Raw genomic sequence first — 26916 nt, forward strand, 5'->3', positions numbered from 1 at the left:
GCCACCAAAGCGAAGTGCCCCGGAACCGACAGGTTCCGGGGCACTTCGTTTAAGCTTCGGTTCAAGCCGTGGCTTAGGTGTTGGGGCGCTTCCCGTGGTTAGCGCCGCCACGCTTACGGTCACGACGTTTACGTGCACGTTTGCTCATAGCTGGCCTCCTTAATATCGGTACTCAAAAGAGCTGCCCTCAAGTCTCCCACATCACGGGACAGGCCGCGAACCGGCGCCATTGGCGGCACATTGGGGAGTCTTCACGGCTTAGGCCTTTAGTGAATTCCTGATCGAAATGCGCGCCTGCTCAAGGACTGTCCTTACAGTCTCCACTGTGACGGGGGTGATGGGATGTGCGCCCGCCCGGGTGCGGAGCTCCACCCGCAGATCGTCCCGGAAAGCCTGGAGCAGCATCTCGGCTTCCTTGAGCATGCGTTGCGCGTCAGGGGAGGACCGGGACGAGGAGCCGCGATAGTCGCCTGACGTGGCAGCAAACCGTGCGGCTTCCGCCGTGGCCGCGAGGTCGGCCCGGAGTCCCCGCATGTTGCTCCGGATGTCCGCGCGGAGGTCGTCAGCCAGCCGGCGCACGGAAGCCGAAATGTCGTTCTCCACGCCGGCGAGCTCATCCCTGCGGCCGTTCAGCTCGGCCAGGCCGGCGTCGGTGATGCGGTAATTGGTGCGCCGGCCCTCCGATTCGGTGGCCACCAGACCCTCTTCTTCCAGTTTGCCAAGCCGCGGATAGATGGTGCCGGCGCTGGGGGAGTACGTGCCGCCGAACCGTTCGCTCAACGCCTTGATCAGTTCGTAGCCGTGTTTGGGGCCAGACTCGAGGAGCGCCAGCAGGTAGAGGCGGAGCGCGCCGTGGGCGAAGACCGGAGGCATCAGAGGCCCGTTCCGACGTCCGCGGGGGCCTGGCTGTGGAAGATGGACGTCTTGCCCGACAGTGAATTGGTCCGGACCAGCATCAGCTTGGCGTCCGGGCCTGCAATGGTTTGCACCCTGCCGCCGGGCTGGGCGTATCTCTGGTCATCGATCACCACAGCGCCGCTGGCAGTATTGGCTACTATGTCCGCGCCCACGTCGTGGGGGAGCCTGATGGTCACGTCGCCGGAAACCGAGTTGGCTCCGAAGTCGTGGGTGAAGCCCTGAAGGTCAAAGCTCAGGTCGCCGCTGACGGTGTTGGCGCGGATGTTGCTGAATTTGCCCGACGCCGTGACCTCGCCAGAGACACTTTTTGCCGTCAGTACGCCACTGTGGTTCCTGGCGATGACCTCGCCGCTGACGGTATTTACATGGAGATCACCCGACGTCCTGTCCGACATGACGGAGCCGGATACGGTGTTGAGCCTGGTGTGCCCGGTGATTCCTGAGACGAGTCCGTCGCCGCTGACGGTTCCCGCTTCAACGTCGACGCCGGCCGGTACGGCAATGCTGATCACCGCCGAGTTGTTGCTGCTGTTGTTGACCGAACCCATGAGGTTCTTGAACCAGCCCTGGGGGCCGTGCAGCTGGTGCCTGACCTCCAGCCGTCCGCCTACCACCGTGACAGCCAGCGGGTCGCCGTGGACCTCCGAGACCTCGATCCTGGCCACGTCCTCGTCGTGGGTCACGATGTCGAACCGACCGCGGACAATGCCGAGCCTTAGCGATGAGACGCCGTCGACGTCGATGGTCTGCGGACCGGTGACGGTCCACGATTTCTCTGTCATGATTCCTCCGGTTGCGATATATCGTGACTGTAAAATCACGATATATCGCAACTGCCGGAAGATCAAGATATATCGCGAGTGGTTTCGGTTACTCGGGAGCGTCCATTCCCAGCCACTGGAACCAGCCGCGGTGGAGAACTAGCCAGGCCATCAGTCCGTAGCCGGCCTGGCCCGGAGTGCCCCCATTGGCTGCGAGGTCCTGGCGCCACTGCTCGTGGTTGAGCAAGGGTGAAAACGTGTCCACATAGAGGTGCTTGCGACGCGTGGTGACATCGGCAAACGCGGTGTTCAGCTCACCGAGACGGCCGTTCTGCGCCGGGTCGAGCGTGGGGGGCGGTCCCACGACAAATACCTCAAGCCTCTTCTGAGTGGCTGAGTCAAGAATGTTGGCGAGGTTGAGCCTGCTCCGGGCGGTCGACAGCCCGAATTCAACGTCACGACCCGAGAGGCCGATCACGAGCCGGTTATCGTGCCCGTCACTGAACCGACGGCCGGCTTCCTCGAGCCAGCGGGCGGCAAGGCCTTCGGTGCCCTCCTGGGGGCAGGGAAGGGCGTAGCTTTCAAGCGTCATGCCGTCCTGCGGAGTGCGGGCCAGGACACGGCCCAGCCAGCCCAGCGCCCGAGGGTCTCCGAGCCCGGCCAGCAGTTCATCTCCAACCGCCGCAATACGCAGCTTCCTGTCTTCCACTACTACCTCTTCACTTATTTTGAGGGCGTGCCCTGAGTGCTGGACTGTACTGCACGGCGGCCCAATCCGGAGACTGTGCCGGCGTTACTGGCTGTGTCCATTAACTCACGCCGATTAAACAGAACTGCCCGGCTGGAATCGGTATGTCACCGTCCGGCCGGGCAGCTGCTCTGCTACTTACGGGCGAATGCCTGCTTGAGGAGGGAATCCTGCTCTGCGGCGTGGCGCTTCATGGAACCCGCCGCCGTGGACGCCGAGGCCGGCCGCGAGATCAGGCGAACCTGGCGGTCCAGTGCCTGCGGCAGGTTCAGGCCCATGAACGGCCAAGGGCCCTGGTTCGCGGGTTCGTCCTGCGCCCAGACCACTTCGGCGTTGGGGTACTTGGCCAGTTCAGCTTCGATTTCCGCCTGCGGCAGCGGGTAGAGCTGCTCCACACGGACGATCGCCGTCGAGGTGTCGCCCGTCTTCTGCCGGGTGGACAGCAGATCGTAGTAGAGGCGGCCGGAGACGAGGAGAACGCGTTCGACGGCGTCCGCCTGCAGCTGCTCATGCTCACCAATGACCGGCCGGAAGCCGCCTGTGGTGAAGTCTTCCACGGCAGAAGCCGCAGCCTTGAGGCGCAGCAGCTGCTTCGGCGTGAAGATGATGAGCGGCTTGCGCGGGCGGCTGTACGCCTGGCGGCGCAGCAGGTGGAAGTGCGAGGCCGCCGTCGTGGGATTGGCCACGATCATGTTTTCCTCGGCACACATCAGCAGGAACCGCTCGATGCGGGCGGAGGAGTGGTCCGGGCCCTGGCCCTCGTAGCCGTGCGGAAGCATCAGCACGAGCGACGAGCGCTGGCCCCACTTCTGTTCGGCGGAGGAGATGAATTCATCGATGATGGTCTGCGCACCGTTGACGAAGTCGCCGAACTGCGCTTCCCAGAGCACCAGGGCATCCGGACGCTCCACCGAGTAGCCGTATTCGAAGCCCATGGCCGCGTATTCGGACAGCAGGGAGTCGTAGATCCACAGCTTGGCCTGGTTGTCCGAGAGATTGCCCAGGGGCAGCCACTCGTTGCCGTTGGCGCGGTCGTGGAAAACTGCGTGGCGCTGCACGAACGTGCCGCGGCGGGAGTCCTGGCCGGCGAGGCGCACGGGTACGCCCTCCATGATGAGCGAACCGAAGGCCGCGATCTCGCCGAAGCCCCAGTCGATGCCGCCTTCGCGGGACATCTGCTCACGCTTCTCAAGCAGCTGCTTGAGCTTCGCATGGACGGTGAAGCCCTCGGGAATCTCCACGTGGGCCTTGCCGATCCGGGCCAGCGTATCTGCCGAGACTGCGGTGGATGCCGGGGCGTTGGTACCGAAGTCCGACTGCTGAGCCTGGGGCCGCTCGATGTCCGAGACCGCCGCGGAGTCCGCAGTGATGATCGGGATCGGCGAGGTCTGCGCCGCGTGGGTTTCGGCGAACACGCGCTCAAGGCGTTCCTGGTAGTCGCGCAGCAGCTGCTCGGCTTCGTCCTCGGTGATGTCGCCGCGGCCGATCAGTGATTCGGTGTAGAGCTTGCGGACCGAGCGCTTGGCCTCGATGAGGTTGTACATGAGCGGCTGGGTCATCGAGGGGTCGTCGCCCTCGTTGTGGCCGCGGCGCCGGTAGCAGACCATGTCGATGACAACGTCCTTGTGGAACTTCTGGCGGAATTCGTAGGCGAGCTGGCCGATGCGGACCACTGCCTCCGGATCGTCGCCGTTCACGTGGAACACCGGTGCCTGGATCATCTTGGCGACATCCGTGGAGTAGGTGGAGGAACGCGAAGAGGACGGTGCGGTGGTGAAGCCGACCTGGTTGTTGACCACGACGTGGATGGTGCCTCCGGTGCGGTAGCCGCGCAGCTGGGAGAGGTTGAGGGTCTCAGCAACCACACCCTGGCCGGCGAAGGCTGCGTCACCGTGGACCATGATGGGCAGCACGGGGAAGGCCTCGCCCTGGTCCAGGCGGTCCTGCTTGGCGCGGACGATGCCCTCAAGCACGGAGTCAACAGCCTCGAGGTGCGAGGGGTTGGCGGCCAGGTAGACCTTGGTCTCGTTGCCGCTGTCCGATGTGAACGTGCCCTCGGTGCCCAGGTGGTACTTGACGTCGCCGGAGCCCTGCACGGAGCGGGGATCCTGGGTGCCCTCGAACTCGCGGAAAACCTGGGCGTAGGTCTTGCCGGCGATGTTGGTGAGCACATTGAGCCGTCCGCGGTGGGCCATGCCAATGGCCACTTCGTCCAGTCCGTCGTCGGCGGCATCGGAGATGATGGCGTCAAGCAGCGGAATCAGGGACTCGCCACCCTCAAGGGAGAAGCGCTTCTGGCCGACGAACTTGGTCTGCAGGAAGGTCTCGAAGGCCTCTGCGGCGTTGAGCTTGGAGACGATACGCAGCTGCTCTTCGCGGCTCGGCTTGGAATACGGGTGTTCCAGCTGGTCCTGGAACCACTTGCGCTCGGCGGGCTCCTGGATGTGCATGTACTCGATGCCGGTGGTGCGGCAGTACGCGTCACGAAGCACGCCGAGGATGTCGCGGAAGGCCAGCATGGGTTTGCCGCCGAAGCCGCCAGTCGGCCATTCACGGTCCAGGTCCCACAGCGTCAGGCCGTAGGTAAGGACGTCGAGGTCGGGGTGCTTGCGCTGGACGTACTCCAGCGGATCGGTGTCCGCCATGAGGTGTCCGCGGACACGGTAGGAGTGGATCAGCTGCTGGATCCTGGCGACCTTGTTGATCTGGTCGGAGGGATCCACCTGAAGGTCCGGGCTCCAGCGCACCGGCTCGTAGGGGATGCGCAGGGATTCGAAGATTTCGTCGTAGAAGTCCTGGGCGCCGAGCAGGAGCTGGTGAACGAGCTTGAGGAACTCGCCGCTGCCTGCACCCTGGATGACGCGGTGATCATAGGTGGACGTCAGCGTGAGGACCTTGCTGATGGCGTTGTGCGCAATGATCTTCTCGCTGGCACCCTGGAATTCAGCAGGGTAATCCAGGGCGCCGACGCCGATGATGGCAGCCTGGCCCTTGGAGAGGCGGGGCACGGAGTGGACGGTGCCGATGCCGCCGGGGTTGGTCAGCGACACCGTGGTGCCGGCGTGGTCGTCGGCCGTCAGCTTGCCGGAACGGGCCCTCTTGATGAGGTCCTCGTACGTGTGCCAGAACTCCGAGAAGTTGAGGGTCTCAGCCTTCTTGATGTTCGGAACCATGAGCAGGCGTGTGCCGTCAGGCTTCGGCATGTCGATGGCGATGCCGAAGTTCACGTGGGCCGGCTGGACGGCGACGGGCTTGCCGTCGACTTCGTCGTAGTACACGTTCATGGAGGGGAACTGCGAGAGCGCCCGGATGACCGCGTAGCCGATCAGGTGGGTGAAGGAGACTTTGCCGCCGCGTGCTCGGGCAAGGTTGGAGTTGATGACAACGCGGTTGTCGATCAGAAGCTTGGCCGGAATTGCCCGGACGGAGGTGGCCGTGGGCACTTCGAGGCTTGTGACCATGTTGGAGGCGATGGCCTTGGCAGGACCGCGAAGAACGGAGACGACGTCTTCCTCGGGCGCGGTGGGTGCCTTCACGTTTTTGGGGAGCTGGGCCGGAATGGGCTGGGCGCCGGTGCCCGCCTCAGTCTTCTTTGCGCCGTCGCGGGCGACTGTTGCCGGAGCCTTCTTTACGGGTGCGGCCTGTGCCGGCGACGATGCCGGCGGGGCTGCGGGGGGCTGTGGCGCGGGAGCCGCGGCGGCGGGGGCCTTGGCCGGAGCCGGAGGCGCTACCACGGGCATTTCGCGGGTAGCCGGATGGGCCGGCGCGGACGCCGCGCCCGGGGCGCCGTTGGAAGATGGGCCGTTGCCGCTATCAAAAGATTCGAACAAGGGCCACCATTTAGCGTCGACCGTATTCTTGTCCTGCTGATAACGCTCGTACAGTTCGTCAACGAGCCACTCGTTTCCGCCAAATTCCTCTGGTAGACGGTGGCTAGGCTGCTCTGGCACTTGAAATACGCCTCTTCCATGAGTTTGAATTCCTCTGGTCGCCACGGTGCCACGGCACAACAATCGAACCAGTTTCTGTGTCCTATGAACCCAGACCTCTGCCAGTCTAGTTACGATCCCGGCTTAACTGCCAATAAGGGTGACTCAAATCATGTCGCCGCCGAATTGTGGCGCGGGCCTGGCTGAAAACCGGGTGGAAGCGTGCTTCGGCCGCACGCCTGAGCCCCCTCCGGGAGAGTTCGAGCTGCGGCGCACGCACCGTCTGTCCCGTCCCCGCTCCTGTAGACTGCAACTCTTATGGACAGTAAATCTAGGTGCCGGCCTGGGGGCTGTCAGCGGAGCAGAATCAGCACCGCCGCGCAGCCCACCCGCAGAGCCGGCAAACCCCGTTCACGATCCCGTCAACGTCCGTCGCTCCACTTTGCTGGAATCTCCCAGGAAGCAGCGCAGGCCTCGGCCGACCATCCTCCGCCTGGCCCTTCTCCATTGCTTGGTAGCTGCCCCGCTTGCAGGGACAGCTTCGCTCTGCGTATCCAGGCAGGCTGCTAGATGGAGTGGCTTCTCCTCGCAGCCGGGTTTCTGCTTATTCTCGGCACCGGCTTCTTCGTCGCCGTCGAATTTGCCCTCATAGCGCTTGACCAGCCCACCGTGCAGCGCGCGGTGGACAACGGCGACACGGCGGCAATTCCGCTGCTTAGATGCCTTAAGTCGCTGTCCACACAGCTGTCCAGTTGCCAGCTGGGCATCACCATGACGACCCTGCTCACCGGCTACGTCATGGAACCATCGGTCGGGGCGCTGGTCGAGGGGCCGCTTACCGCCTTCGGAACCCCCGAAGCAGTTGCCGGATCCGTCTCCCTTGTGATCGCCATGGCGGTGGCTACCCTTCTCTCGATGCTGCTGGGCGAACTGGTCCCAAAGAACATGGCGATTGCGCTGTCCTTCCGCATCGGACGGGCGGTGGCGCGGCCCCAGCTGATGTTCACGGCAATCTTCAAGCCCGCCATCGTTCTGCTTAACGGCTTCTCGAACAAGGTCCTCAATGCTTTCGGGCTGGAAGCGAAAGAGGAGATCTCCGGGGCGCGTACGCCTGCGGAACTGGCGTCCCTGGTGCGCAGGTCTGCCGCCATGGGGACCCTTGACGCGGGCACCGCGAACTTCATCGCTCGGACCCTGAATTTCTCGGGCCGTACCGCCGCAGACGTCATGACGCCACGCATCCGCGTGGAAACCATCGACGCCGACCAGCCGGTCTCCGACATTCTTGACGCCGCCCGCCGCACCGGATATTCGCGCTTTCCCGTGATCGGCGATTCCGCTGACGATATCCGCGGGCTGGTCCACGTCAAGAAGGCGATTGCGGTTCCGGCGGACAGGAGGCCCAACCTGGAAGCAGGAGCAATCATGACGGAGGTTCTCCGGGTACCGGAGACCATCCACCTCGATGCCCTGCTGGCGGAACTCCGGGAAGGCAACCTGCAGCTAGCTGTGGTGCTGGACGAGTACGGCGGAACCGCAGGCATCGCCACGCTGGAGGACCTCGTTGAGGAAATCGTGGGCGAAGTAGCCGATGAACACGACAAGGTGCGGCCGGGCCTGCTGCAAAGCGCCTCGGGTGACTGGTATTTCCCCGGCCTGCTGCGGCCGGATGAACTGTCCGAACAGATTCCCGGGCTCAGCGTTCCAGACGAAGCTGCCTATGAAACGGTAGGCGGCTACGTCATGAGCGAACTTGGGCGCATAGCCCTGGTGGGGGACACCGTAAAGGTCGGCGGCGGAACACTGAGCGTCACCCGGATGGACGGTCGCCGCATAGACCGGATCTGTTTCAAGCCCGACCACGAGCATCACGACGAGAACTCGGGGAACACAACGTCGCAGAATGCGAAGTCAGAGAACGCGAAGTCAGAGAACGTGAATTCACAGAACGCCACGTCCGGAAACGGCGGTGCGGCATGAGTGACTGGGCCGGAATTCTCTGGCTGGTAGTGCTCCTCATCGGCAACGCGTTCTTTGTGGCGGCCGAGTTCGCGGTCATGTCGGCGCGCCGCAGCCAGATCGAGCCGCTGGCGGACGCAGGTTCCATGCGCGCCCAGACCACACTGCGCGCCATGGAGAACGTCTCCCTGATGCTCGCCTGCGCGCAGCTGGGCATCACCGTCTGCTCCTTGCTCATCTTGCAGGTCGCGGAACCGGCAATCCACCACCTGCTGGCTGTGCCGCTGGAAGCATTCGGCGTGCCGGTGGAAATTGCCGACGTCGCGGCCTTCGGCGTGGCACTGATGGTGGTGACATTCCTGCACGTGACGTTCGGCGAGATGGTGCCGAAGAACATCTCCGTCTCCGTTGCGGACAAGGCGGCCCTGCTGCTGGCTCCGCCGCTCATGTTCATCGCACGGATCGTTAACCCTGCCATCGTCGCGCTGAACTGGTCCGCGAACCACATTTTGAGGCTGATGCGGATCGAGCCCAAGGACGAGGTCAACTCGTCGTTTACGCTGGAGGAAGTCCAGTCCATCGTGCAGGAATCCACCCGGCACGGCCTCGTGGACGACGACGCCGGGCTCATCACGGGCGCCCTCGAATTCTCCGAACATGCGGCAGCCCACGTCATGGTTCCGCTGGACAAGCTGGTCATGATGAAGGCCGCCACCACGCCCTTGGAATTCGAAAAAGCCGTCAGCCGCACCGGGTTCTCACGCTTCCCGATGCTCGACGACGACGGCATGCTGTCCGGTTATCTCCACATCAAGGATGTGCTCTCCATCCCCGAATCCGGGTACCAGCACCCTATTGCCGAAAGCCGCATCAGATCGCTGGCGAACCTCTCACGGGACGACGAGATTGAAAACGCGATGTCCGTCATGCAGCGCACTGGCTCGCACCTGGCACGCGTGATCGGGCCGGACGGCCGAACGGAGGGGGTGCTGTTCCTGGAGGACGTGATCGAGCAGCTCGTGGGCGAAATCCGCGATGCGACCCAGGCGAAGGGGATCCGCCGGCTGGGCCAGCCGGACGGGGAATAACAGAACTGCATGTGGAGCAAGGGCCGCGGGAAACGAACCCCGCGGCCCTTGCCAATCCCGGCCCGATCAGTCCTAAATAGGAATCATTCCCATTTAGGACTACACTTTGTAGGGTTGCAGATCCCGCAAAATGCCGCTTCCAGAACCGAGGTCTTTCCGTGCGCAGAATCGTCCGATCGTCCCTGACCGCCGCCGTGGCGGGCCTCGGGCTGCTGCTCACGGCGTGCGGTCCGACGGCGGGTGTCCCCGCCAAGGCGGACGGCAACGGCATCGCCGTGGTCGCCTCGACCAATGTGTACGGGGATATCGTCCGGGCGATCGGCGGGGACAAAGTCAAAGTCACGGCCATCATTTCCCGTCCCAGCCAGGACCCGCACTCCTACGAGGCCAGCGCCCAGGACCGGCTGGCGATTTCCAAGGCGAAGCTGGTGCTGGAAAACGGCGGCGGCTACGACGACTTCATCCACACCATGGCCGACGACAGCGGCATCCCTCACGAGAACATCATCAACGCCGTGGCAGTATCGGGGCTGGCCCCTGCAGCGGAGAGCACGGCATCGGCGCACGCCGAGAGCGGCCACGCCCATAGCCACGGTGAATTCAACGAACACGTCTGGTACAGCCTCCGGGCCATGTCCCGCCTCGCGGACTCAGTGGCAGCCAAACTGGAATCGATCGACTCCGGGTCCGCAGCAGAGTTCAGTGCAAACGCCGCTTCCTTCAAGGCAGGGCTCACCAAAATCGAAACCAGGCTTGCCACGGTCAAGGCCGCCCACGGCGGGTCGCAGGTGGCCGTGACCGAACCCGTACCCCTCTACCTCCTGGAATCGGCAGGGCTCGTCAACCGCACCCCTGCTGAGTACACGGCCGCGATTGAAGAAGGCACGGACGTGCCTCCCGCCGTCCTGAGGGCCGCCACCGCACTCGCTGCCTCGTCCGACATCCGTTTCCTCGCCTACAACGAGCAGACGGAGGGTCCCCAGACCGAGGCGCTGAAGAACGCGGCCAACGCGGCCGGTAAGCCGGTGCTGAACTTCAGCGAGACACTGCCCGAGGGCAAGACCTACCTGCAGTGGATGGCGGACAATGTGGGGAACATCAGCAACTCCCTGGAGCGAAAAAGTTGAACCCCGTCATTAGCCTGCGCAAGGCATCCCTGAAGTTTGGCAAGCGGGCGCTCTGGGAAGACCTTGACCTCGATATCAAACCAGGGGAGTTCTTTGCGGTCCTCGGCCCCAACGGCAGCGGAAAGACCAGCTTCCTTAAGGTGCTGCTGGGGTTGCAGGAACTGCATTCGGGCAAGGCCAGTCTTGGCGGCCATCCTGTTGAACGCGGGAGCCGGCTGATCGGATACATCCCGCAGCAAAAGCCGTTCCCTCCGGACACGCCCATGCGGGCCCGTGATCTCGTGGGGCTCGGCGTTGACGGCCACCGCTGGGGCATCCGGCTGGGAAACGCCAAGGCCAACCGCAGGATTGACGAACTGCTGGATCTGGTGGGGGCCAGCGACTACGCCAAGGTACCGGTGGGGCAGCTCTCGGGCGGCGAACAGCAAAGGCTGCGCGTGGCTCAGGCGCTCGCCTCCGACCCCAAGGTGCTGCTCTGCGACGAGCCGCTGCTGTCACTCGACCTGCACCACCAGCAGGCAGTCAGCGCACTCATCAACAAGCAATGCCATGAGCAGGAAAGCGCAGTGGTCTTTGTGACCCACGAAATCAATCCGATCATCGACTATGTCGACCGGATCCTGTACCTAGCCGGCGGGCGCTTCAGTGTGGGGACGCCGCACGAGGTCATGACCACGGACGTCCTCTCGGAGCTGTACGACAGCCACGTGGAAGTGATCCACGCGAACGGAAGAATCGTCGTCGTCGGACTCCCGGACGCCACCACCCACCATCACGACGATGCGCACGCAACTGCGGGGGAGGGTGCCTGATGGATCCGGAAGGCATCCTGCAGTCGATTTTCAACTTCGAAAATTACGGTGAGCTGCTGGTCCTGGTGCAGAACTCCCTCTGGGCCGGAGCCGTCCTCGGCCTCCTGGGCGGCCTCGTGGGCACCTTCGTCATGAAGCGCGATCTGGCCTTCGCCGTGCACGGCATCTCCGAACTCTCGTTCGCCGGCGCAGCCTTTGCGCTGCTCATAGGCGCGGACGTTGTGTTAGGGTCACTGATCGGCTCGGTGACGGCCGCCCTCCTGCTGGGACTCATGGGAGTGCGGGCACGGGACAAGAACTCCATTATCGGCGTCATCATGCCGTTCGGCCTCGGGCTGGGCATCCTGTTCCTGTCGCTCTATGAAGGGCGGGCGGCCAACAAGTTCGGGCTCCTGACCGGACAGATCGTCTCTGTGGACACCGTGCAGCTGCAGGTACTGGCCGGAACCGCGGTGGTGGTCATGGCTGCACTGTGCGCCATTTGGCGTCCGTTGAGCTTCGCGAGCGTCGATCCCGAACTCGCCGAAGCCCGCGGTGTTCCCGTGCGTACGCTGGCACTGGCCTTCATGGTGCTGCTGGGCGTGAGCGTGGCCCTGTCCATCCAGATCGTGGGTGCGCTGCTGGTGCTCGCCCTGCTGATCACCCCGGCCGCGGCCGCGCTGAGGATCACGTCGTCTCCGCGCCTGGTGGTGCTCCTGAGCGTGCTGTTTGCCGTCGCCGCGACGGTGGGCGGCATCCTCCTGGCCCTCGGCGGCCGCATCCCGATCAGCCCCTACGTGACCACACTGTCGTTCCTGATCTACGTGGTCTGCAGGGTGATCGGAAGCGTCCGGGCCAAGCGCGGCCTCAACGGACGCGTCATGCGGACGGTGCAGCGCCGGCCTGCGTAGCGCCGGTGGCAGGGTTCGGACGGCATAATGCCGTCTGGGCGGCGCCGCCAGTGCAGGCTATTTAGCGCCGGCCTTTCGGGCGGTGCAGTCGGGGCAGAGCCCAAAGATCTCCACCGTATGTGCCACCTCTGAGTACCCGTGCTCCTGGGCCGTCCGGGCGGCCCAGGTTTCCACCGCGGGGGCTTCGACTTCCACGGCCTTGCCGCAGCTCCGGCACAGGAGGTGGTGATGGTGCCCGGTCACTGCACACCGGCGGTAGACAGCCTCGCCGTCGGCGTTCCGCAGCACGTCCACGAGTCCGTCGTCCGCAAGGGACTGCAAAATTCGGTAGGCCGTGGCCAGCGAGACCGAGACCCCCTGGTTCTGGAGGATACGGTACAGCTCCTGTGTGCTCACGAAGTCATCAAGCTCGTCCAGCGCGGCACTTACGGCCAGCCGTTGCTTGGTGACGCGCTGCTCTTTTCCGCCGGCTGCCGCCAAAGGGGTCAGCGGACTGCCGTCAGCGCTGGCGCCGTGTGGCATGAATGGACTCGCTTCGCTAAGGGATACTGGCAAGGTCCTAGATTACCAGCCGGACGTCCGTGGACACTGACGGGGCCGGTTCCCTAGGCTGGCCAGATGAAGCTGACAAAGTACACCCACGCGTGCGTGCGCCTCGAAAAAGACGGGCAGGTGCTGGTGCTCGATCCGGGGACCTTCTCCGAGGCCGCCAAAGCGCTGGACGGCGCGCACGCCGTCCTCATCACGCACGAACACAAGGACCACATTGATGTGGCAGCCGTGAAATCTGCCCTCACGGCCAATGGGGACCTGCAGCTCTTCGCACCGGCAGGGGTGGCGGAAGACCTCCGCAGCGAAGCACCTGGCGCGGCGTCCCGCGTCCATGCCGTGGACCCCGGAACAAGTTTTGACGCTGCCGGATTCGGGATTCGGAGCTTCGGAGGGCAGCATGCGCTGATCCACCCGCACGTTCCCATGGTGGCCAACATCGGCTATCTCGTGGATGAAAACGTCTACCACCCCGGCGACTCGTTCATCATTCCGGATGGCATCAGCGTGCAGACGCTCCTGGTGCCGGTTCACGCGCCGTGGAACAAGGTCAGCGAGGTGGTGGATTTCGTGATTGGCGTGCGCGCGCCGCGGGCGTTTCCCATCCATGACGCACTCCTCAACGGCACCGGAATGGAGCTGGTGGAGGGCCACGTTAAGAGGCTGTGCGCCAGGTACGGCACGGAGTACACCCACCTGTCCAGCGGCGAATCCGTCGACGTCTGACTTCGTTGCCGTTTGGGTCCGTCGAAGGGCCGCCGGGCCGCCGGGCGGCTACGGCTTCCAGACGCCGGAATCGAAAAATGCCCTCAGGGTGCCTTCATGGGGCTCGGGCTCGAGCCCCTGTGCTGCCAGCCACGCAGTGTTGTAGTAGTTGCCCGCATAGCGGTCACCGCCGTCGCACATCAGCGAAACGATGCTGCCCCGCTGCCCCTCGGCGACCATCTCCGCCACGAGCTGCCACACGCCCCAAAGGTTGGTGCCGGTGGAGGGCCCGGCGTGCAGTCCCGCCAGGGTATGGAGGTGCCGCATGGCGGCGACCGAGGCGGCATCCGGAACCTGGATCATGCGGTCGATGACGGCAGGGACGAAGCTTGGCTCCATCCGGGGCCGGCCGATGCCCTCGATCCGTGAGGGAAGGCCCGTGCTGAAGTCAGCGGCACCGCTGCGCCAGCCCGGATAAAAGGCCGAATTTTCCGGATCAACCACAGCCAGTTCCGTCTCATGCCGGTGATAGCGGAGGTACCGGCCGATCGTGGCGCTTGTCCCGCCCGTGCCCGCACCCACTACGATCCACCGGGGGACAGAGTGCTCCTCCAGGGCGAGCTGCTGGAAGATGGACTCTGCGATGTTGTTGTTGCCGCGCCAGTCTGTGGCGCGTTCCGCATAGGTGAACTGGTCCATGTAATGGCCGTTGCTGGTGTCCGCCACCTCGGCGGCTGCCGCGTAGACCTCCGAAGCGTGGTCCACGAGCAGGCAGGCGCCGCCGAACTGCTCGATCAGGGCGATCTTCTCAGGACTCGTAGTGCGGGTCATGACGGCAATGAACGGCAGCCCCAACAGCTGCGCAAAGTACGCTTCGGAGACCGCCGTGCTGCCGCTGGACGCCTCTACTATGGTGGTGCCCTCCTTAATCCAGCCGTTCACCAAACCGAACAGGAACAGGGAGCGGGCCAGCCGGTGCTTCAAGCTTCCGGAGCGGTGCGTGGACTCGTCCTTGAGGTAGAGCTGTACGCCCCAGTGCTCGGGCAGCGGCACGGAATACAGGTGTGTGTCCGCCGACCTGTTGTTTTCCGCGTTGATCTTGCGGATGGCCTCGTCTGCCCATGCCCGGTCCGCGCTGCGTGCTCTGCTCACCGATTCAGCCTACCGGTGAAGCGGGCGGGCACCGCTAGAGTTGTGCTGCCGGCCCCGGTGCCGCCAGCCACTGTTCGTCCGGGTGCAGTTCATCCAAGCCAAATTCATCCAAGCCACAGGAGATTCGATGGATACCCTGATAGACGTGTCCGCGCTGAACAGCAGGATGACCTCCGGGCAGCGCACCGTGCTGCTGGATATCCGCTGGGCGCTGGGTGATCCCCACGGCCACGGGCACTACCTCAAGGAGCACATCCCCGGTGCCGTCTACGTGGACCTTCCCACCGAATTGGCGGAGCCTGCGGAGCCTGCCCGTGGGCGCCATCCGCTGCCGCCGCTGCACAAGCTCCAGGACGCCGCCCGGCGCTGGGGGATCAGCACGGGCGATGTGGTGGTCGCCTACGACGATGCCGGCAACACCTCGGCGGCCCGCCTCTGGTGGATGCTCCGCAACGCCGGCTTCGGCAGCGTCTACCTGCTCGACGGCGGCCTGGCCGCCTGGCGCCGGGCAGGGTTGCCGCTTCGTGGCGGGCCGGAGGAGACCGCTTCCGGCGACGTGACGCTTACCGACGGCGGCATGCGCGTTATCGACGCTGCTCAGGCGGCGGAATGGGCAACGCGCGGCGTGCTGCTTGATGCCCGTGCCGGGGAGCGGTACCGCGGCGAGATCGAACCCGTGGACCCGCGCGCCGGCCACATTCCCGGGGCTGTCAGCGCGCCTACCACCGGGAACCTGCGCGACGACGGCCGCTTCCTGCCGGCGCAGGACCTCCGGCTCCGCTTCTCGCGGCTGGGAGTGGACGAAGCAACGCAGACTGCGGTCTACTGCGGCTCGGGCGTCACCGCCGCCCATGAGATCGCGGCACTTGAGATCGCCGGCATTCCCGCGGCGCTTTTCCCCGGCTCCTTCTCCCAATGGTCCAACGATGCCTCACGGCCCGTGGCAACCGGTGCAGAGCCCGGAGATGCCAGGCAAGGCTGAGGAGTTTGCGTGCCCGGCCTGGCGACCGGAACGATCCGACCGGAACGATCCGGCGGCACGTTCCGTCCGGCACAGTCCGGTGGGCGTGCGTCGGCTGGCATTGTTCTGGCCGCGGAGGGTAGCGTCGCAGTATGACTCCTGGACGCCCCGTACCACCGCCGCTTGCCCTGCAGATCCCGCTCGCCGAAGACGCTGGAACGGCATCGCCCCTTGAGGGGCGCCTTGCTGCCGCACGCGGCGCCGTGTCCAGCACCGGTGGACTGGTTCCGTTGACCGTCGCCCGGCGGGCTCCGAAGGCCGACGACGTCGAAATCGCCATTGAGTTTTGCGGGCTGTGCCACTCGGATGTGCATGCCACGCGCGGCGAATGGGGCACGCAGAACTATCCGCTGGTGCCCGGGCACGAGATTGTGGGCCGGGTCAGCCGCGTGGGTTCGGACGTGGACGATTTCGCCCCAGGGGACCTCGTGGGCGTGGGCTGCATTGTGGATTCCTGCCGCGAATGTGAAAGCTGCCGTGAGGGACTGGAGCAGTACTGCGAACGGGGCATGACCGGAACCTACGGTGCCAAGGACGCCCGGAACGGCGATTCCATCACCCAGGGCGGCTACGCGTCGTCCGTGGTGGTCGACCGCCGCTACGTCTTGCGTGTACCGGAAAACCTGGACCCCGCCGCCGTGGCGCCGCTCCTGTGCGCAGGCATCACCACGTTCTCGCCGCTGAGCCACTTCGGCGTCGAGGAAGGCGACGTTGTGGGCGTCGTGGGCCTCGGCGGCCTGGGACACATGGCGGTCAAGCTGGCCAAGGCCATGGGTGCAGAGGTTAGGGTCTTCACCACGTCCGAATCGAAGGTCTCGGCGGCCCTGGAACTCGGCGCCGACGCCGTCATCCTCTCCCGCGACGAGGACGCGATGGCCGCCGCGAACCGGAGCATCGACCTCATCATTGACACTGTGGCAGCACCGCACGACCTGAACCCGTTCTTCCGCACACTGCACCGGGACGGGGCCCTGTTCCAGCTGGGGCTTCCTTCCGACGCCATGCCGCCCGTGAACCCGGGCGCACTGATCAGGCGCCGGATCGCCTACGCCGGATCCCTGATCGGGGGCATCGCGGAAACCCAGGAGATGCTGGACTTCTGCGCCGAACACGGCGTGGTTTCCGACGTTGAGATCGTCGGGGCGGACCAGCTGAACGACGCCTACGACCGGATGGTGGCGGGCGACGTCAAGTACCGTTTCGTTCTGGACACAACCACCCTGCAGGCACCGGCGGAAAGGGCAGACGCATGAGCACGCTGTTCACCAAAATTCTCAACGGGGAGATCCCGGGCCGGTTTGTCTGGCGCGAACCGGACGTCGCCGCGTTCCTGACCATGGGCCCGCTGGCGGACGGCCACACACTGGTGGTTCCCACCGAGGAAGTGGACCGCTGGACGGACGCTTCGCCTGAGACGCTGGCCAGGGTCATGGAGGTGGCCCGCCGCATCGGCGCGGTCCAGGTCGAGACCTTCGGTGCAGCCCGCGCAGGCCTCATCGTGGCCGGCTACGAGATCAACCACCTGCACGTCCATGTCTGGCCGTCCAACAGCATGGCCGACTTCGATTTCGCCTCCGCGGACCATAACCCGGACCCTGCCACGCTGGACGCCAACGCGGAAAAGCTCCGCGCCGGGCTCCGCGACGCCGGCCATGGGGAGTTCGTTCCCGACGCCTGAGAACTAGGCCGCCAGGGCCTTGTTGAGCACTGCCCGTATCCGCTTCTCCGAGACGGAGTAGGCGGTTCCAAGTTCGACGGCGAACAGGCTCACCCTCAGCTCCTCGATCATCCAGCGCACCTGCGTCAGCTCGGCTCCCGCCCGGCGGCCGGGCAACAGGGCTGACACGGCGTCGTCATACTCATCCTCCAGCCGCTGCACAGCGGCCATATTAAGCGCATCGCGCTGCACGTTACCCGGTAGCTTTTCGACGCGCTTTTCGATGGCAGCGAGGTAGCGCGGCAGCTGGCTCAGCTGGGCGTAGCCCGTCCGGGCGACGAACCCGGGGAAAACCAGCTGCTCCAGCTGGCTCTTGATGTCGTTGAGCGCGCTGATGAGCGCCAGGCTGGTGGTGCCTTTGAGCTGTTTTTCGATCCGCCGGGTGCTGGCAAGAATGCGCTCCACAACGGCAGTCACGCTAAAGACGGTGTCGATCAATTCCGCGCGGACCTGTTCGAACAGGACGTCGAATGAGGCCCTGTCCCAAGGCAGCCCCGCCGGAGTGAGCTTGTCTATGGCCGCGAGGGCACAATCGGCAATCAGGGCCGCGACAGACCCGTGCGGATTCTGGCTGAAGGTCAGTTTCTCCGTGTTGTTCAGGTGCTCCAGGACATAACGGTCGGGCGCGGGAACCCGCAACGCCAGGAGCCGGATCACTCCGCCGCGCATGGCCTCCTGCTGCTCCGAGGCCGACTGGAAGACGCGCAGCGCCACGGACTTCCCTTCATCCACGAGCCCCGGGTAGCCAGTCACAGTATGACCCTTGACGGTAACGCTGATTTCGCGCTGAATTGTGCCGAAGGACCACTCGGTCAGGCCGGCCTGTTCCGTGAAGCCCTGGCCAGCCGAATTTTGGTCAGCGAATCCCCGGTGTACCTGCTGCCGGTCTCCATGTGTCGGCACGGCGGCAGTGGGTGCTCCCTTCTTGGCGGCGCGCGGCGCGGCAGTGGCCGGTGTGGCGCCCAGCGATTCCGCGATGGCCCGCCGGGTGGCAGGCGCAAGCCGCTCCTGCAGTGCTTCAAGATCCTTGCCTTCATCCAGCACCTTGCCGCGGCTGTCCACCACCTTGAAGCTCACGCGAAGGTGCTGGGGAACGGCGTCCCAGTTCCAGGACCCGGGCGGAATGATGTGCCCGCGGATCCGCCGCAGCACCAGCTCCAGCGATGACTCGAGTTCGTCCCCGGCGGGATCAAATTCGGCCTCCAGCGCAGCAACTGCCTGCCTGGCAACGTCCGGAGCCGGAACGAAGTTTTTGCGGATCTGCTTGGGCAGCGATTTGATGAGTGCAGTGACCAGTTCCACGCGCTGGCCCGGGATCAGCCAGCGGAAGGCGGCGTCGTCGAGCTGGTTCAGGAAAAGGACCGGAACTTCCGCGGTAACGCCGTCGGAGGGATTGGGCGGCGATCCTGGCGCCACCGGGTGGAACTCGTAGCTCAGGGGCAGCTCGAATCCCTTGTGCAGCAATGTCTTGGGGTAGGCAGAGTCATCCAGTGCCTCGGCATCCTCGCTGAGGAGCAGCGACTGGTCAAAGTCCAGGAGCGCCGCGTCCTGCTGCCGGGCCTCCTTCCACCATTTGTCGAAGTGCCGCTCCGAGACAACGTCCTTGCCCACCCTGGCGTCGTAGAACTCGAAGAGTGTTTCGTCGTCCACCAGCAGATCGCGGCGGCGCATCCTCGCTTCGAGTTCCTCCACTTCCTGAAGGAGCGCGCGGTTGCGGTGGAAGAACTTGTGGTGCGTCTTCCAGTCACCCTCGACCAGCGCGTGCCGGATGAACAGCTCGCGGGCGAGGACGGGATCGACCTTGCCGTAGTTGATACGCCGCTGGGCGATGATGGGCACGCCATAAAGGGTGACCTTCTCGTAGGCCATGACGGCGCCCATTTTCGTGGACCAGTGCGGTTCACTGTAGGTGCGCTTGACGAGGTCCGGAGCCACCTGCTCGGCCCACGACGGCTCAAACTTGGCGGCCACCCTGGCCCAGAGCCTGCTGGTTTCCACGAGCTCCGCGGCCATGACAAAGGTGGGGGACTTTTTGAACAGGGCGGAGCCGGGGAAGATCGCGAAGCGGCTGCCGCGTGCACCGGCATACTCCCGCTTGCGCTCGTCCAGGATGCCTATGTGGCTGAGCAGGCCGGAGAGGAGACTGATGTGGATGCCCTCGTTGTTTCCCACCGGATCTGCCAGCCGCTTGTTATCCAGGCTGATGCCCAGGGGGCGGGCAAGCTGCCGGAGCTGGGCGAACAGATCCTGCCACTCACGGACCCGGAGGTAGTTGATGAACTCGTTCCGGCACAGGCGGCGGAACTGAGTGGAGGACAGTTCCTGCTGCTTTTCCTGGATGTAGTTCCATAGGTTCAGGAAGCCGGTGAAGTCGGAATTCTCATCACGGAAGCGGGCGTGCTTTTCCGCGGCGAGCTGCTGCTTGCCTGAGCCGTCCCCCTGGGGGCGCTCGCGCGGGTCCTGGATGGTCAGCGCGGCCGCCAGGACCATGACTTCGCGGACGCAGCCGCGTTTTCCTGCTTCGACGATCATGCGGCCCAGGCGCGGATCCACCGGCAGCTGCGCAAGCTGCTGACCGACGGCGGTAAGCCCGCCGCCGTTGCGGCCGGAACCGCCGCCCCGTCCGGCGGAGGTTGCGGCATCGGCAGCTTGGGGAGTGCTCAAGGCGCCAAGCTCCCGGAGGAGCGTGACGCCGTCGTTGATTGCGCGGGAGTCCGGCGGCTCCACGAACGGGAATTTTTCGATGTCCTTGGGCCCGCGGGCCACTCCCATGGCTGTCATCTGGAGGATTACGGCGGCCAGGTTGGTGCGCAGGATCTCCGGGTCCGTGTAGAGCGGCCTGGATTCGAAGTCCTCCTCAGAGTAGAGGCGGATGGCGATGCCGTCGGACACGCGCCCGCAGCGGCCTGACCGCTGGTTGGCCGAAGCCTGCGAAACGCGTTCAATCGGCAGCCGCTGGACCTTGGTGCGGTGTGAATATCGTGAGATGCGGGCGGTGCCGGTGTCGATGACGTACTTGATGCCCGGCACTGTCAGGGAGGTCTCGGCGACGTTCGTTGCGAGCACGATCCGCCGCTTGCTGCCGGGGTTGAACACGCGGTGCTGTTCCTCCAGGCTCAGCCGCGCAAAGAGCGGAAGCACTTCGGTGCCGGCGAGGCGCCGGTTGGACTGGATTCTGGCGTTCAGGGCTTCCGCGGCATCCCGGATTTCGCGCTCGCCGGAGAAGAAGATGAGGATGTCGCCGGGTGCCTCCAGGGCGAGCTCATCCACGGCGTCACACACCGCATCGAGAGGGTCCCGGTCTTCCTCGAGCTCGTCGTCGGAGGCGTTCTCGTCGTCTGCGCCGCCCCCGGCCGGCTGGGACAGCGGCCGGTAGCGGATCTCCACGGGAAACGTGCGCCCAGAGACCTCGACGATGGGCGCCTGTGCCTCCTCTGATCCGAAGTGCTTCGCGAAGCGCTCGGGATCGATGGTGGCGGAGGTGATGATCACCTTCAGGTCCGGGCGCTGCGGCAGGATCCGCTTGAGGTAGCCGAGGATGAAGTCGATGTTGAGGCTGCGCTCATGGGCCTCGTCGATGATGATGGCGTTGTATTTGCGCAGCAGTTTGTCGCGCTGGATTTCGGCCAGCAGGATGCCGTCGGTCATGAGTTTGACCTTGGTGGACCGGCTGACCTCGCCCGTAAACCGGACCTGGAATCCCACTTCCTGGCCGATCTCCACGCCGAGTTCGGAGGCAATGCGTTCAGCCACCGTGCGGGCAGCGAGCCGCCGCGGCTGCGTATGCCCGATCAGCCCGTTGTCTCCGAGGCCCAGTTCCAGGCACATCTTGGGGATCTGGGTGGTTTTTCCCGAGCCGGTCTCGCCGGCAATGATGGTCACCTGATTGGCGGCAATGGCCGCCATCAGGTCCTCGCGGCGCTCGGAGACCGGCAACTCGGCGGGGTAGGAGATATGAAAAGTCATGGCTGGTATCAGTCTACTGCGGCCCGGGAGGGGCTCGGCGATCCGTCGGAAGCGCCGGAGCAGGGCGGTGCAGCGGCAATCCCGGCGCCCACGGGCCCCATAGCGTGAAAGGACCCGGCTCGCTGTGAGCCGGGTCCTTTCTGTTGGAGGCGGAATATGGGCGGGGAGCCAGGTGCGCGATCAGAAGATGCGCATCGTGTAATTGCTGCTGGGCAGGTCCAGCGCGGACCAGTCCCGGATTGAATATTCGGGTGGGGTGTGTCCGCGGCCGTCCCGCACGACGGCGGTGAACGTGGCGGCGATTGAGATGAGGACCAGGACTACGAGGGCTATTGCGACGATTTCCATACCTCCATGGTTCTCTTAGCCGACCTCGGAAAAAAGTGGCAGAAATGCCTAAAAAGTGCAAATTTCTGCCATACTGGATTCATGCTTAAATCAGTAGCTGTGATCGTGGTTCCCAACTTCTCGATCTTTGAGTTCGGCACCGCGTTTGAAGTGTTCGGCATTGACCGGTCCGGCCGCGGAGCCGGTGTGCCCGAGTTTGATTTCCGGGTCTGCACGCCAGTGCCCGGCCACATCCCACTCAAGACCGGCCTGACCATGAACGTCAGTCTTGGCCTGGAGGCGGCCGCGGACGCGGACCTGGTGATCATGACGCCGTACGGCCGGGAGGAGGATGTTTCCGAGGAAGTGCTGGAAGCCCTGCGGGCTGCCCACGACCGCGGGGCCTGGGTCATGTCCATCTGCTCAGGGGCCTTTGCCCTGGCAAGGGCAGGGCTGCTGGACGGGCGCCGGTGCACCACGCACTGGCACTACTCCGGCGAGCTTGCCGCGCAGTTTCCGAAGGTCCTCGTTGACGAAAACGTTCTCTACGTCCAGGACGGCAGGATCATCTCCAGTGCGGGAACGGCGGCGGGCATCGACGCCTGTCTGCATCTGGTCCGTATTGAGTTTGGCGCCGCGGTGGCCGCGGCCATAGCCCGTGACATGGTGGTGCCTCCGCACCGCGACGGCGGCCAGGCCCAGTTCATCGACAGGCCCATGCCTGAGTGCGGCTCTCAGCCCATGGAGGAACTGCTGCGGTGGATGGTGCAGAACCTGGACGAGGAGCACCCCGTCCAAGAACTTGCCGCCCGGGTGCACATGTCCCCGCGGACCTTTGCCCGCCGGTTCCGGGCGGAGACGGGCGCCACTCCGGCGGCGTGGCTGAATTCCCAGCGGGTGCTGCGGGCGCAGGAGCTTCTTGAGTCCACTGAACTGAACATCGATGAGGTGGCGAGGCAATCCGGCTTCGGCCATCCGGTGCTGCTCCGGCACCACTTCGCCAAGGTGCTGGACACCAGCCCGCAGTCCTACCGCAGGGCATTCCGCGGCCAGCTGGCTTCGGCGGGCTAGGACCGGAAACCGGCCCCGCCGCCGCCGGTCCGCAGTTCCTCCGCGGCAGCCCTGGTTGTCTCCACCAGCACCCGCCAAGGGCCGGTGACGGCCCTCTCCGGCAGGGTGGCGCGGTGTTCGCCGGCGCGGATGGAATACATGAACCGGTCAGGCTGCCCTTCGGTGATTGGCCGGGATTCGGGCACGGCATCCCACGGGCAAGCCTCAACGATGGGCTGCCAGTGGTTCTTGTCGCTGGAGGTGGTGGCCTGCACCGTCCAGGTGCGGGTCAGCGCAGCAATCCCGCCGCTACGCTCAACTGTGATTTTCATGGCGGGGTCCTGGTTATTCCGGGGCCGCCGGAAACGCAGATCGGCCGCATTCCCGGCGTTGGGTTAGAGCTTTACCTTCACAGTTTCCCACGCCAGGCGCACGGCGTCATGCTCCGCTGACTCCGCACCGAACAGTTCCCTTGCAGATGCTGCAGTTGCCTTGGCGAAGACGCTGAACGTGGCAGTCGGCGGGAGGGAACCGCCCGTCAGTGTCTCGTACCAGATCTGCCCCGGAGCCTCCCAGGCATTCCCGCCCAGCGCCTGCGCCACGAGGCAGAAAGCACGGTTGGGGATGCCCGAATTGATGTGCACACCGCCGTTGTCCGCGCTGGTGCGAACGTACGAGTCCATCGAGTCCGGCTGCGGGTCCTTGCCCAGGACGTCGTCGTCATACGCGGTTCCGGGCGCCTTCATGGAGCGCAGCGCCGAACCCTCAACCTGCGGCATGAAGAGGCCTTCACCGATCAGCCAGCTGGCGTCGGCCGTGGACTGTTTCCGGAAGTACTGCTCCACCATGGCGCCAAAAACGTCTGACAGCGATTCGTTGATGGCGCCGGCCTGGTTCCGGTAGGCGAGTCCCGCCGAATACTGGGTCACCCCATGGGCCAGCTCGTGTCCGATGACACTCAGGGAGCGCGTGAACCGTTCAAAAATTTCGCCGTCGCCGTCGCCGAACACCATCTGCTGCCCGTCCCAAAACGCGTTGTCGTAGAGCTTGCTGAAGTGGACGGTGGCGTTGAGCGGCATTCCGCGGCCGTCGATGGAATTCCGGCCGAAGACTTCCGCGTAAAGGCTGTGGGTGCTGCCCAGCCCGTCGTAGGCTTCATCGGCGGCGGGGTCGCCGATGGCCGCTTCGCCTTCCTTCCTGACGAGCTGGCCGGGGAGCGATTCGCCGGATTTGGCGTCGAAGACGGATCTGTTGACGGGGGCCGGCTGCAGCTGCCTCATGCCAGGGGCAGTCACCGGGGCAGAGGGAGCGGCGCGGGCTGCCTGCACGGACTTCACGTGCAGCAGGGCCTCTTTGGCTGCCCTTGCGACGGCGGTGTACCGCGGCGAGTCCTGGGCGGCAAGGCGCCGCAGCATGTAGGGCGGAATGATTGAACAGATCATGCGAATCAGCCTACGAGCGGCCACCGACAATCCATGGAGGCGCACTGGAGATGCAGAAAACCCCGCTACTTACGGGAAGTAACGGGGTTTGTTCTGTGCCCTCGATAGGATTCGAACCTACGACCTTCTGCTCCGGAGGCAGACGCTCTATCCCCTGAGCTACGAGGGCAGTCAGGGATCCTGCCGTTCCCGGCTGGACGTCCTAGAGCTTAGCAGGAAGGTGGCCTCGAATGGAAAACCTCTCCCTCGGCTGCAGCCCGCGTCAGTAACCTGCGAAGGAATCCACGCGGATCCGGCGGGCGCCGGCCTGCCTGGCTGCACGCCGCAGGGAGCCGACGCTGGCCGGTGAGCCCGAGATGAAAACCGTGCGCCGGGCGATGTCCGGAACAAGACGCAGCAGCGCAGGTCCGTCCAGCCTGGCCATCGGCGCCGCTGCTGCCGCTTCGATGCCTGCCGCGCCTGAGTTCTCCACTCCGGCGGCCGCATCCTCGATGAAGTCCGGGGGAGTCGAGCCGTCGGCCAGCCGGGCAATGACGCGGGCCCCCGACTGCTTCAGTTCGTCGGAATACGCCAGTTCGGAGGCGTTGCGGGCGAGGTAGAGCAGGACAGTGTCCCGCGGCCCGGCTGAGCCGTCGGAGAGATGCGCCAGGTACGGCGTGATGCCAATGCCCGCCGCAATCAGCAGGACCGGGCTTTTGGATCTCCGCGGCAAAACGAAGTCCCCGCCCACAGTGGTGGCCGTGAGTTCATCCCCCGGCTTGAGCGCCAGGAGCTTCTGCTTGGCGGCTGAGACGGGTTCGGCCGTGCCCACGCCGATCTTGACGTGCCGCGAATCGGGGTGACTTGTCAGGCTGAAGACACGGCGGCGGCCCTTTCCGTCCGGCTTCGCATGCGGGAGGTCGAGCTCCAGATACTGGCCCGGGGCGTGGCGGAGGCGGCGCCGCGGCTCGAAGACAAATTCAGTCGTCGTCGGGGTGAGCCGGCGCGAGTGCCTGAACAACAACCTGACGCTTCCGCGCTGACCGGCCAGGAAAGCCACCAAATTCCCGACCAGGAGGGCCAGCTCAGGGGAGTTCGCCACGAAGCCGAGGTTGAAAGGGCTTGCAAACAGCAGACCCACGACGGCGGCCAGGGCCAGCTGCTGCCACCGCCGAGGAGGCAAGGTCAGCGGTTCCGTCAGCATGAACCCGACAAAGAAGATGATGGGGCTTTGGGCCAGTGGTTGCCACAGTGCCCCTCCCGGGTCCACCCCCGATTGCAACAGCCCAGCCGCCACAATGGACGTGGCGACCACGGTGAAAACCGCGGCCATGAGCATTTTCCGCGTGCGGTAGAGCACCAGCAGGACCGCGGGAACCAGCAACCACAGCATTGCCGGGGTACCTGCCCACCACGTGGCGATATTCAACCCCGTCAGGCCAGTGATGAAGGCGCCGGCCGCCGCGGGGTTGAAGACATGGCGCCCGCGCCAGGCGAGCGCATACTTTGACGCGGACGCCAGCACGCAGGCCAGGGCCACTCCGGCCAGTTCGATGCCGGCCAGTTCGACGCCGGCGAACGCCTGCCCGAACTGCGCAGGCCAGAACAGGAAATAGAGCAGCAGCCCGGTGATCAGTGAAGACTCCGAGTGTGGCTGGACGCGGAACAGGGCAGCCAGTGCCCGGTTGGACGCGTAGGTCAGCCCCACACACAACGCCAGGTGGGCCAACAGTTGGGGTATGCCGAATGTCAGCCAGCCAAGGGCGTCGAGGAGGAGGCTGTACGCGGCGAGCACAGCGAGAACCAGCAGCACCAGCCGGTACATGGTCAGGCGGCCCAGCATGGCGTCCAGCGCGGTGGCCGCCGACATCCGCGGCCGGAAGGTTGTCTGGCTCATGTGAACAGTGCTCCTTCGAATTCCGCGGAATACTCCGCACTGCCGTTGGAAAAAACCTTAAGCCAGGAAACCCGGAAATGGCGCTCCAGTACCTCACCGGGAACAAAGAACAGGGCGGTGGCCAGGGCATCGGCCTCCATCGCGGTTCGTGCCACGGCCCACGTGGCCACGACCGTGCGAACCGGGGTTCCGGTGGTTCCGTCCAGTACGTGGTGAAGGCCGTCGCCCCAGGCCCTGCGGTTTGAGGCCGAGGCGCACAGAGCTCCCTTCGCGAGGGGAACTGTGCCGATCGCCTTGCTGGAGTCGTACGGATGCTCCAGTGCCACTGTCACCGGTGCGTTTCCACCGTTCAGGAGGTCGCCGCCCGCATCGACGAAGAACTCGCGGACACCCTGGCTTTGCAGCACTTCAGCCAGGAGGTCCACCAGCTGGCCTTTTCCGGCCGCACCGATGTCCAGCACGACGGGCGCCTTGGTGGTCATTGACGTTCCGCGCCATTCCAGTACGTCGTCCCAGGCGGGCGGGGGTGTTGGGGCGCCGCGTGGCCGGAGGGAATAGCCGGGGCCGTAGCCCAACTGTTCCAAGCTGCCCCCGATGAGCGGCGTCATGGCACCGTTGCTCAGTGCATAGAGGATCCGGTACAGCGACGCCAGGCCCGTGGCTTCAGCCGGAAATGCGTAGCTTCCCGGCCCGGCGGACATTCGGGCTACCTGGGAATCGTCGCGGAACCGGGACCACGTGGAGTCGTAGCGCTCCACCTCGGCGAGCAGGCGGCTGCGAAACCCGGGGCCCAGTGGTGCGGGCGTGGAAATCTCCCAGCTGGTGCCTATTCCTTCAAAGCGGAAATTCTGCCAGCCCGGGTGCGGCATGGGCTCTCCT

The 26916-nt window shown here is 65.1% G+C and carries 23 protein-coding genes and 1 tRNA gene; 10 read left to right on the forward strand and 14 right to left on the reverse strand.

Annotated elements, in window-relative coordinates; genetic code table 11:
- Positions 1-73 precede the first annotated feature (73 nt).
- The 5 genes from AC1DD3_RS01275 to AC1DD3_RS01295 all read right to left on the reverse strand — a co-directional run bounded on the left by AC1DD3_RS01275 (position 74) and on the right by AC1DD3_RS01295 (position 6377).
- The gene (locus AC1DD3_RS01275; RefSeq protein ID WP_369299106.1) at positions 74-148 is read right to left on the reverse strand and encodes a 50S ribosomal protein bL37; all 75 of its coding nucleotides are present in this window, start codon (positions 146-148) and stop codon (positions 74-76) included.
- A gap of 110 nt (positions 149-258) precedes the next feature.
- On the reverse strand, positions 259-873 hold the full coding sequence (locus AC1DD3_RS01280) for a PadR family transcriptional regulator (protein ID WP_230116942.1): 615 nt from the start codon (positions 871-873) through the stop codon (positions 259-261).
- Positions 873-1700: a DUF4097 family beta strand repeat-containing protein gene (locus tag AC1DD3_RS01285; RefSeq protein ID WP_476880800.1), complete on the reverse strand. Its 828-nt coding sequence runs from the start codon at positions 1698-1700 to the stop codon at positions 873-875. Before AC1DD3_RS01285 ends, AC1DD3_RS01280 begins: the two co-directional genes overlap by 1 nt.
- An 88-nt stretch (positions 1701-1788) precedes the next feature.
- On the reverse strand, positions 1789-2388 hold the full coding sequence (locus tag AC1DD3_RS01290; protein WP_230116940.1) for a GDSL-type esterase/lipase family protein: 600 nt from the start codon (positions 2386-2388) through the stop codon (positions 1789-1791).
- A 173-nt stretch (positions 2389-2561) separates the two neighbouring features.
- A complete protein-coding gene (locus AC1DD3_RS01295) occupies positions 2562-6377 on the reverse strand; it encodes a multifunctional oxoglutarate decarboxylase/oxoglutarate dehydrogenase thiamine pyrophosphate-binding subunit/dihydrolipoyllysine-residue succinyltransferase subunit (RefSeq protein WP_230116939.1) in 3816 nt (1271 codons plus the stop codon).
- Between the two features lie 549 nt (positions 6378-6926).
- Between AC1DD3_RS01295 and AC1DD3_RS01300 the strand changes: the two genes are divergently transcribed.
- From AC1DD3_RS01300 to AC1DD3_RS01320, 5 genes are all read left to right on the forward strand, one after another.
- Positions 6927-8336, forward strand: coding sequence for a hemolysin family protein (locus AC1DD3_RS01300; protein WP_476880801.1), 1410 nt, complete (start codon positions 6927-6929; stop codon positions 8334-8336).
- Positions 8333-9403: a hemolysin family protein gene (locus AC1DD3_RS01305; protein ID WP_230116937.1), complete on the forward strand. Its 1071-nt coding sequence runs from the start codon at positions 8333-8335 to the stop codon at positions 9401-9403. Before AC1DD3_RS01300 ends, AC1DD3_RS01305 begins: the two co-directional genes overlap by 4 nt.
- Before the next feature lie 158 nt (positions 9404-9561).
- Positions 9562-10530 carry a metal ABC transporter solute-binding protein, Zn/Mn family gene (locus AC1DD3_RS01310; protein ID WP_476880802.1) on the forward strand — a complete coding sequence of 323 codons (969 nt, stop codon included), beginning with the start codon at positions 9562-9564 and terminating at the stop codon, positions 10528-10530.
- Positions 10527-11342: a metal ABC transporter ATP-binding protein gene (locus tag AC1DD3_RS01315; protein ID WP_230116935.1), complete on the forward strand. Its 816-nt coding sequence runs from the start codon at positions 10527-10529 to the stop codon at positions 11340-11342. Before AC1DD3_RS01310 ends, AC1DD3_RS01315 begins: the two co-directional genes overlap by 4 nt.
- The gene (locus tag AC1DD3_RS01320; protein ID WP_230116934.1) at positions 11342-12232 is read left to right on the forward strand and encodes a metal ABC transporter permease; all 891 of its coding nucleotides are present in this window, start codon (positions 11342-11344) and stop codon (positions 12230-12232) included. The genes AC1DD3_RS01315 and AC1DD3_RS01320 overlap by 1 nt, the downstream gene beginning before the upstream one ends.
- Before the next feature lie 57 nt (positions 12233-12289).
- On the opposite strand, the gene AC1DD3_RS01325 is transcribed toward AC1DD3_RS01320, so the two are convergent.
- Entirely contained in the window at positions 12290-12754 is a 465-nt protein-coding gene (locus AC1DD3_RS01325) for a Fur family transcriptional regulator (protein WP_290369697.1), read from the reverse strand.
- A 96-nt stretch (positions 12755-12850) separates the two neighbouring features.
- Here AC1DD3_RS01325 and AC1DD3_RS01330 point away from each other — a divergent pair, with 96 nt between their 5' ends.
- Positions 12851-13507, forward strand: coding sequence for an MBL fold metallo-hydrolase (locus tag AC1DD3_RS01330; protein ID WP_476880803.1), 657 nt, complete (start codon positions 12851-12853; stop codon positions 13505-13507).
- Between the two features lie 48 nt (positions 13508-13555).
- Here AC1DD3_RS01330 and AC1DD3_RS01335 read toward each other — a convergent pair whose 3' ends face one another.
- Positions 13556-14638, reverse strand: coding sequence for a PLP-dependent cysteine synthase family protein (locus AC1DD3_RS01335; RefSeq protein ID WP_476880804.1), 1083 nt, complete (start codon positions 14636-14638; stop codon positions 13556-13558).
- 127 nt (positions 14639-14765) lie between these two features.
- Here AC1DD3_RS01335 and AC1DD3_RS01340 point away from each other — a divergent pair, with 127 nt between their 5' ends.
- The 3 genes from AC1DD3_RS01340 (at position 14766) to AC1DD3_RS01350 (ending at position 17337) form a co-directional block, all read left to right on the forward strand.
- The gene (locus AC1DD3_RS01340) at positions 14766-15620 is read left to right on the forward strand and encodes a sulfurtransferase (RefSeq protein WP_476880805.1); all 855 of its coding nucleotides are present in this window, start codon (positions 14766-14768) and stop codon (positions 15618-15620) included.
- A gap of 131 nt (positions 15621-15751) precedes the next feature.
- Positions 15752-16912 carry an NAD(P)-dependent alcohol dehydrogenase gene (locus tag AC1DD3_RS01345; RefSeq protein WP_230116930.1) on the forward strand — a complete coding sequence of 387 codons (1161 nt, stop codon included), beginning with the start codon at positions 15752-15754 and terminating at the stop codon, positions 16910-16912.
- Positions 16909-17337 (forward strand): HIT family protein, encoded by a 429-nt coding sequence (locus tag AC1DD3_RS01350; RefSeq protein WP_230116929.1) that lies wholly within the window; start codon positions 16909-16911, stop codon positions 17335-17337. Before AC1DD3_RS01345 ends, AC1DD3_RS01350 begins: the two co-directional genes overlap by 4 nt.
- Positions 17338-17340: 3 nt before the next feature.
- Here the strand turns inward: AC1DD3_RS01350 and hrpA are convergent, their stop codons facing one another.
- The gene (gene hrpA, locus AC1DD3_RS01355; protein WP_476880806.1) at positions 17341-21342 is read right to left on the reverse strand and encodes an ATP-dependent RNA helicase HrpA; all 4002 of its coding nucleotides are present in this window, start codon (positions 21340-21342) and stop codon (positions 17341-17343) included.
- Between the two features lie 180 nt (positions 21343-21522).
- Entirely contained in the window at positions 21523-21690 is a 168-nt protein-coding gene (locus AC1DD3_RS01360; RefSeq protein ID WP_230116927.1) for a hypothetical protein, read from the reverse strand.
- Positions 21691-21771: 81 nt separating this feature from the next.
- On the opposite strand from AC1DD3_RS01360, the gene AC1DD3_RS01365 reads away from it, so the two are divergent.
- The gene (locus AC1DD3_RS01365; RefSeq protein ID WP_230116926.1) at positions 21772-22740 is read left to right on the forward strand and encodes a GlxA family transcriptional regulator; all 969 of its coding nucleotides are present in this window, start codon (positions 21772-21774) and stop codon (positions 22738-22740) included.
- Here AC1DD3_RS01365 and AC1DD3_RS01370 read toward each other — a convergent pair.
- The 5 genes from AC1DD3_RS01370 to AC1DD3_RS01390 all read right to left on the reverse strand — a co-directional run bounded on the left by AC1DD3_RS01370 (position 22737) and on the right by AC1DD3_RS01390 (position 26906).
- Entirely contained in the window at positions 22737-23051 is a 315-nt protein-coding gene (locus tag AC1DD3_RS01370) for a protealysin inhibitor emfourin (RefSeq protein WP_230116925.1), read from the reverse strand. The genes AC1DD3_RS01365 and AC1DD3_RS01370 overlap by 4 nt on opposite strands.
- Before the next feature lie 63 nt (positions 23052-23114).
- Positions 23115-24161 (reverse strand): M4 family metallopeptidase, encoded by a 1047-nt coding sequence (locus AC1DD3_RS01375; RefSeq protein ID WP_230116924.1) that lies wholly within the window; start codon positions 24159-24161, stop codon positions 23115-23117.
- Between the two features lie 96 nt (positions 24162-24257).
- Positions 24258-24330: transfer RNA gene (locus tag AC1DD3_RS01380), tRNA-Arg, on the reverse strand.
- A 93-nt stretch (positions 24331-24423) separates the two neighbouring features.
- Positions 24424-26037, reverse strand: coding sequence for a ferredoxin--NADP reductase (locus tag AC1DD3_RS01385; protein ID WP_230116923.1), 1614 nt, complete (start codon positions 26035-26037; stop codon positions 24424-24426).
- Complete coding sequence (locus tag AC1DD3_RS01390) at positions 26034-26906, reverse strand: FAD:protein FMN transferase (protein ID WP_230116922.1); 873 nt, start codon at positions 26904-26906, stop codon at positions 26034-26036. Before AC1DD3_RS01390 ends, AC1DD3_RS01385 begins: the two co-directional genes overlap by 4 nt.
- Positions 26907-26916: the final 10 nt, after the last annotated feature.

The organism is Arthrobacter sp. 05T444, assembly GCF_056395905.1.